A 7,072-nucleotide genomic window follows, 5' to 3' on the forward strand; every position below is an offset into this window, starting at 1 on the left:
GACTAGGACACGGGACGGGCGAGGTGCCGCTGGGCGACGCCGATCAGATATTCATGCCCATCGGCCGACACACACTGCTGTCGGTCGGACCGCAGAGCCAGACCGGCACGGTGCCCGAAGACACCGTTCGCGTTCTGAACGAATGGCAAGTTCGAGCCGCAAGCCAATACGTGTACTTCCATCCGGACAGCGAGCTGGAGAACTTCGTCCGCGAGGTGCGCATCAGCATGGCCCGTCCAGCCGAGGCCGCCTGACGGCACGCCCGGGTCCACGGCAGGCCAGGCTCTGTCGGGTACCGGATCGATCACGCCGGCCCGCTCGCCGTGCTGGTGCTCATCGGCGACGGTGACTTCACCACGGCTCGGCAAGCGACCCCGGTGGACGTCGAGTGTCTGCGGGCACATCAACGCTTCGACCTCGTCGTGGACCCTGATCGATTCGCCGCCGGGAGGATCAACGTGAGCCTCAACGTTCCCGTCGAGAAGCCGGACGCGTGACCCGCCCCGGGTCGGCGGCTCTGGCGCTGGAGAGCGGCGCCTACGGCGATCCGGTCCGCAGCCCCTCACGTCCGCTCAACATGGTGTCGGGTCGGATGAGTCGCCGGGTCAATCGCTAACCTGGACGGCCCACGCTTCGCCGAGGAGTTCGGATGTCGACTCAGGTCTGGCTCGATCCGCCCACCCCCGGCCGCCGGCGCGCGGCACGGCGCATCGAAATCCGGCTGGGACGCTGGTTCGCCACGGTGGAACTGAACCGCGACGACTATGTCGATCATGCCCGTTCCCAGGGACGCGACGACGATGTCGAGATCAGCCCTGAGTTCAAGGAGGCACTCGAACGATGCGCCGACGCCGCTTGCGACCACCTCTGGGTCAGCGGGTATCCCGGAGGGTTCATCGGTGGTACCGGACCGCATTTCGTCACGCTGCCCGTGCCGTTCGCTTTCGCGGATGAGGCCTGCGAGGCGCTGCGCGCCGCCGAGATGGACGGCGACGTCACCGGGCTCGACGCCCTGACCACGAAACTCGCTGTCCCGCTCGACAGGTGGCTCGCGCCCGGCGAGCGGCAGCTTCGTCGTGGCATCGACTTCTCCGGCCCGCCATCCTCGATGTTGAAGTTCCTTCGCTACCGGGCGGACGCGCGGGGACTGCGCCTGAACGGCCGCGCGGTGCCCGGCGCGGTGTGGGTAAGTCCCGTCATGCCACCGGCCCGCCGCCACCTACGTGCCGAGTTCCCGGAGCAGTTCGCGCACTGGGCGGACCCGGCGCTGTACGCCGAGCACCAGGACCCCGATGACGAGCCGTTCCGGCCGTACGTCGGCGGACGGGACCGAGACCAGCACACCGCACCGGAACCGGTCCAGTTCCTCGACGCCCAGGCCGACGACCGGCGCGACAAGTCCTGCTCGTGCGGGTTCTACGACCCGTGGGACGACAGCAACACGGCTCGGCATGCCCAAGCACACATGCGATGGGCGACCGGCGTCTCGGTACCCCGCAACGTGCACTGGTACGGAGGCAAGATCGCCGTCGTCGCCACGACCTCGCCAACGGTATGGCGCAAACTCGCCTATCAAGCGGCGCTGCTGCCCAAGCGCGAGAACCACTACGACTTCGCCTCGTTCGGCGTCGGCGTCGGCGAACCGGTCGATAACAACCTTCGCGCCTACCTCTACCGCGACGAGGCGAGCCGCCACGTCGTCGGCTTCGTCTCGGTGTGGGACAGCCCTTGCAACCAGTGGCATCCCTTCGACGACAGCGACCGCAACACCCCAGTCAGCCGGGATGTGCTTCGCCCAGTCGTCAACGTCATCTTCACCGCCCAGCTGTGGCGCCGGCGGCGTGTCGCCCAGCAGATGGTCGACGCCGTCGCCCGGCACGCCGGAATCACGACGACGGACGTGGCGTGGAGCCCGCCGTTCTCCACCGGTGGACGGGCCCTGGCCCAGAGCCTCAGCCCAGCAGGTGTCTGGGTGCCCGCAAATCCCACGCCCGAAGAAGCAAAGCCATAGGAGGAGACACAGTCGCATGCCGGAAGGGGCCGACCGGCCGGCGAACGCGAACCGGCCCGGCCGGGTTACCGTCGTCGGTATCGATCGGAAGGAGCCCACGCCGATGCGGCACAACGACGCGTTGGAGCTTCTCGGCACGTGTCCGTGCCCCTGCCACCCCACCAACCGTCCGTCCGGTGACCAGCCCTCAGGCTGTTGGTGCCAGTCACCCACCCTGCTCATCGACGGTCTAGCCCTGCATCACAACGATCGCCTGTGGTTCGGGCGGTGCACGTGCCCGCACCACATCGGTGGCTCGGACTGCTGCTGCCGGCAGCCGACCAGCGCCGACCTACGGGCCGCGCTGCGCCGTCTCGATGAGCGTGACCGCGAGCGGCGGTGGCGCCCCGGACAGCGGACCGGTGTCGACGTCACCCACCGCCTCGGCCGCGGGTAGCCGGTCGCCGCCAGGCGCACCACTCGGCTGCCTCCGAGTGCGTTGAGGCGATCGAGGCCGCCTATACCAGGCGTGCTGGACAGGCGCACGTTGGTCGCGACGATCAGGTAGCCCGGGATTCGCCCGGCGCGGACTGTGGCCTTGCGGATCACGCCACGCGGCGAGTTTGTTCGCGACTTCCCCCGATACAGCCGTTCCGAGTCCATCATCGTCATCGGCCCCTGCCGGTGCTTCACCGGCAGGGGCCGCGTAGCCCGTTCCCACCGCGACCCGCTGGCGGCGCCGGGCAGCGACCGAACCCTCGAGCGACGCCCCCGGCTGCCGTCCGGGCCGTTCCCCGAGCGCCTGGAGATCGGCACGAGCAGACGCTCCGTGATCGACCGGTTTCCAAGCGCTGCTTGCGGCGGCACGGCTGCCGCCGGCAAGCAGCGACTTACGCGGTGGTCACCGCTTGGCGTGGAACGCCTCGACGACCGCGCTGGGAATACGGCCGCGCTCGGAGACCTCGTAGCCGTTCTTCGCTGCCCATTCGCGGATCGCTTGATTCTGATCGCGGCTCGTCCGCGGCTGCGGCGCCGCCGAGCGGGACGCGACACGGCCGTTTCCGCCGGTACGGCCGATCCGGCTGGCGGCATCCAGGAACGGGTCCAGCACCTTGCGCAGCTTGCCGGCGTTCGCCTCGGACAGGTCGATAGTGTAGTTCACGCCGTCGAGCCCGAACTCGACGGTGCGATCGGCGTTGCCGCCGTCGAGGTCATCGGTGAGCACCGTAATTACTTGCTTCGCCATAGCTTTTCACTCCCCAAAAGGCACATAGTGCGCGGGTGGACTTCGATGTTCTCAACAACCGTAACCGATCCGCTTTCTGCAGGTTCATCGGCATCGACAATCCCTAACAGCCCTTCCCGCTCACCTGTCCGGCGTGCCTTCTAGTCCCCAATCCTTATGCGGTAATGAGCGCCCGTCGCGCACGAAACGGGGTTTAGTGAGATTCTCGCAACCAGCGGGGCGAAGCTCACGCACAATGCGGGGACCGCGTAGCGCTTTACGCGAGTCGCCGTCGAAGTCTCGTCGGGCCCCAGGGTCGTGCAGATCACCACGCCCGGCTGCCACCGCCGACCAGGCGCCGGTGGGGGCCGACCCGTGCGCAAGCCTCGGCATGGCGGCTCACCTCGCCCATCGAGCCTTGCGCACAGGCACAGGCCGGTTATCCACAGGACTGTGCACAGCCAGACCACGCTCCTCGCCCGGTATCCTGGCGCCGCGCCCGGACGCCTGGAAGGGGCCAGCGGCACCATGCATTTCTGAGGCAGGGCATCAATGCCGGAAAATACTTCCGTCGGGCCGGGCGGGCGGGATGCGCCGGTTTGTATCCGAGCGGTCAACAGCAGCGCGTGGCGTTGTTCTTGGTTGCTGATGAAGCCGAAAGCGGACGCCATGCAGAACCGCAGGTATCCGAGAGTCTCGGCTATGAAAGCAGATCGCCGGGGAGGGCGAACTCGATCTGAAGTGTGTTGTTGGATCATTGCAATAATAGCGGCAAGGTGGCATGAAGATTGTTTGGCGGCGTCCTGTCACATTGGGCCGGCGGCACGACGGGGCTACGCTCTGGCCACGCGGTGGAGCGTGTCCCGACAGCGCACGGTTGCCGCGGTCACCGTGTCGCCTCCGTCGAGGCGTGATCGGCGGCCGGTGCGCGGCTCCTGCACGAGTCACATGTAGTAGGCGTAGCGGGTCGCGATCTGCGCGTCGTGGGGCACATGTTTGAGGATCGCGCCGACCCGGTGGGCTGTGCGTAGGGTCAGCGGATCCCGTTCGTCGAGTTGGGCGTTGTTCCAGTTCATCTTGGACAGCGCGAGGACATCCATCGCTACCGCGTTCAGGTCGGTCGTGTTGCCGGCCGGGCGGATGAGCAGAGGCTGCGGCACGTACATGCCGGGATAGGTTCGGAAGTACGGAATCGATCCGCGCGTGTAAAGCAGCAGGCTGCGTTCGTCGAGTCGGACGGAGGTGCCCCGCAGGGGCGGGAGTTGGCCGGCCCGAAAGAGGTGAGGTGCGCCGCGCCGCTGGATCCAGAGAAGTTCAAGGAAGTCGATCTCTCGCTCGTCCGCGGCCCCTTGGAATCCGTTGATCTCGGCGCCGCTGAACATCGAGGTCTTGTGGAGTACGACCCGCGCGGGTTGATGTCCGTGCGTGTGGCGGTACTCGGCGAGCGCGTCGACGAGCAGCTTTCGCGCGTCGCCTTCGTTGAGGTGTGGCTGGCGGTCGGCTTTGGATATCTTCGCGGTGCCGCCGCGAACGACGACGCCGTCGCCGCGTTCGTTGAACACCTGCGCGACGGCGGTGTGCAGTTCCTCCCCGTCAGGCGTTCGATAGAAGCTGATGCCGACGTAGCAGGTGGCCAGGTCGGAGCTGTGTCGTGGCATCCTCCAGGGAGTGCCGCCGGCCTTGTAGTACAGGGCGGTGTGCAGGTTCCACGCCCGGGTGGCTTCGTCCTGCAACGGGCGTGCGCGTTGGCTTCCCTGGGTGCGTCCTTCCCACGTTTCTCGTCGCATCAGCTGCAGCGGGCTTGGCAGGCTGAGCGCCTTGGCCTTGAGCAGGTCGTGGAAGTCGCGGCCGATCTCCAGGCCGTCGTCGGCAGCCTCGCGGTCGTCGCTGTCCCCGGGCTCGGCCGCGTCGTGGGGCTCGTTGAGTTCGTCTGGCCGGGCACAGATGAGCACGCGGCATCGTCCGGTCTCTGCCAGGGACCGTGCGGCGTCGGTGTACAGGTCCGCTGCCTCCGCGATGGCCGACGTGACGTCAGCCCTGGCCAGTCGCCGGAGTTGACGTTCGGGGATCTCGCGGACGAGAGCGTCGTCGAAGACGAGTTCGGCGCCGAAGCTCGTCTCCGCGCTGAATCCCGGAAAGGGCAGGTGCAGGTTTTCCTGGCCGGGCTTGGTCTCCATCGCGTCGATCGGGGCCCTGCAGCGTTGCAGCCACCGGCGCAGGCCGTCGACCGCACCGGGTGGTCCCACAAGGCCGACCGGGATGGCATGCGGAGCGGTGGGCGCATCCGCGTCGGCAGGGCCGTAGACAGCGATGCCGTAGCGCGGGTCGATGTGCCGGTTGCCGGCACGGAACTCCAGTTCAGGCTCGTGGAGGACATGAGCCTTCACGGGGTCACCTCCCACAGGCCCGCGACGAGGGTGCCGCTGTTGGCATCGACCGGGGCGGGCTCAGGTGGTGGGATCCACGCCCGTTCGTCGATGGCGGCGTCCGCCTCGATGGTCAAGAGGGTGCCGAAGTTGATCCGGTCGTCCCGGCTCGCGAACAGCGTGTCCTCACCCTGCAGGTAGTCCGCCCAGGCCCGGACGAGTTGATAGACCGCGCTGTTGCGTTCCAGACGTTTGATCTTCTTGACGTACTCGGAGTCGTAGAGGGAGTCGCGCCGTCCGTCGACCGTGAAGTGGTAGGTGGGATTGATCTCCAGGAACCACTGGCCCGACCAGCGCCGAAAGTAGAGTCCGGCGGCATAGTGCCGGTAGTACCTGACCTTCGTGGTGTCGTCCTTGCCGTGGTACGGGTTGAAGAATCGGCGGCCCTTGCTGCCGCGGTAGCGCCCTTTGACCTTCCTGGCCGACAGGTCGGGCGGCGCCTGGTAGTAGACGATCTTCTTCTTCGGATGCCAGACGAGCGCCGGGTGGTGCGCGGACCGCAGGGTGAAGTTGAGCAGGGACACGAAGCGTTTGAGCACATCGCCGTCGGAGGTGTCCGCCCATTCAGCAGTCGGAGTCGACGTGACCGGTCCGTCGCACAGCACGGCCAGGGCTCCGTCCTGCAACGAGGAGAACGAGTAGATCCGACCGGACGAGAGGACGAAGCCGCTGTCGAAGACACCATTTGATCCCATTCGTTCCCACGCGTCAGCGCGGTCGCGGCAGGGTGTGGACGCCGAGTAGATGACCGGAGCGAAGCTCTGCACCTCAAGCAGGTTCGAGACCAGAAGCTCGCTGCCCTCCAACCGGGGCAGAGGCTGACCGACCGGCACGCCGATGGCGGAGAGGGAACCGAACGCCGCCAGATCGAAGCGGTCCGCGGCCTTGTCGAACTCCACCACCCGCCGGGCCCTGCGAGCCGGATCGGCGAACCAAGTGTCGAGGCGCTTCCACCAGGCAAGCTGATGCCTGAGATCGACACAGATAAGAACGACCGGTCGACCGTAGCGCAGCCAGTAGTCGACGCGATCAGCGTCGCAGACGAAGCGGAAACCCGCCGCGTTGTCGCCGGGGAAACCGACCTCCGTGCCCTTGACCTGGGCGGCGACGGCGAAGCCGCTGACCTGCCGCTCCGTGTCGACGAACTCGATGTGGCCGTCGATGCCGAAGTCACGCAGGGTGTTGTTCCAGACATGTCCCGCGTCTGACACGGCCTTGTCGACGAATGCCTCGGCACGGAAGCCGGCCCGCTGTTGAACGCTTCTTCTCGGCATCGTCAGGCGCCCGGCCAACCGATGCCGACACGGTCCGCGGCGCCTGTTCGTCCACTCCCAGGATCGCCCGTGTCGAGCCTGCGCGATCTCACCCAGGCGCTGCTCGCGTTGAACCCATGGCTGGATGCGCGGCCACATCGCACGCCAATGGATGGAC

Annotated in this window: 6 protein-coding genes; 3 read left to right on the top strand and 3 right to left on the bottom strand. The window is 67.3% G+C overall.

What is annotated here, in order from left to right:
- From DMB66_RS52215 to DMB66_RS52220, 3 genes are all read left to right on the top strand, one after another.
- The coding region (locus tag DMB66_RS52215) for a hypothetical protein (RefSeq protein WP_233625460.1) at positions 1 to 254 on the top strand (254 nt) is incomplete at its 5' end.
- Between the two features lie 69 nt (positions 255 to 323).
- Positions 324 to 497, top strand: coding sequence for a hypothetical protein (locus tag DMB66_RS61900; protein ID WP_158647645.1), 174 nt, complete (start codon positions 324 to 326; stop codon positions 495 to 497).
- Positions 498 to 649: 152 nt separating this feature from the next.
- Positions 650 to 2,011, top strand: a complete 1,362-nt coding sequence (locus tag DMB66_RS52220; protein ID WP_125811526.1) for a hypothetical protein — start codon at positions 650 to 652, stop codon at positions 2,009 to 2,011.
- Positions 2,012 to 2,891: 880 nt separating this feature from the next.
- Here the strand turns inward: DMB66_RS52220 and DMB66_RS52225 are convergent.
- The 3 genes from DMB66_RS52225 to DMB66_RS52235 all read right to left on the bottom strand — a co-directional run bounded on the left by DMB66_RS52225 (position 2,892) and on the right by DMB66_RS52235 (position 6,915).
- Positions 2,892 to 3,236: an Lsr2 family protein gene (locus DMB66_RS52225; RefSeq protein WP_125811527.1), complete on the bottom strand. Its 345-nt coding sequence runs from the start codon at positions 3,234 to 3,236 to the stop codon at positions 2,892 to 2,894.
- A gap of 923 nt (positions 3,237 to 4,159) precedes the next feature.
- Complete coding sequence (locus DMB66_RS52230) at positions 4,160 to 5,602, bottom strand: hypothetical protein (RefSeq protein WP_125811528.1); 1,443 nt, start codon at positions 5,600 to 5,602, stop codon at positions 4,160 to 4,162.
- On the bottom strand, positions 5,599 to 6,915 hold the full coding sequence (locus DMB66_RS52235; protein ID WP_158647646.1) for a DUF4365 domain-containing protein: 1,317 nt from the start codon (positions 6,913 to 6,915) through the stop codon (positions 5,599 to 5,601). Before DMB66_RS52235 ends, DMB66_RS52230 begins: the two co-directional genes overlap by 4 nt.
- Positions 6,916 to 7,072: the final 157 nt, after the last annotated feature.

Source organism: Actinoplanes sp. ATCC 53533 (assembly GCF_003947245.1).

Bases quoted from the DNA above. Each gene is read 5' to 3' on its own strand.
- DMB66_RS52225 (WP_125811527.1), bottom strand. From the start codon at position 3,236: ATGGCGAAGCAAGTAATTACGGTGCTCACCGATGACCTCGACGGCGGC.
- DMB66_RS52220 (WP_125811526.1), top strand. From the start codon at position 650: ATGTCGACTCAGGTCTGGCTCGATCCGCCCACCCCCGGCCGCCGGCGC.
- DMB66_RS52235 (WP_158647646.1), bottom strand. From the start codon at position 6,915: ATGCCGAGAAGAAGCGTTCAACAGCGGGCCGGCTTCCGTGCCGAGGCA.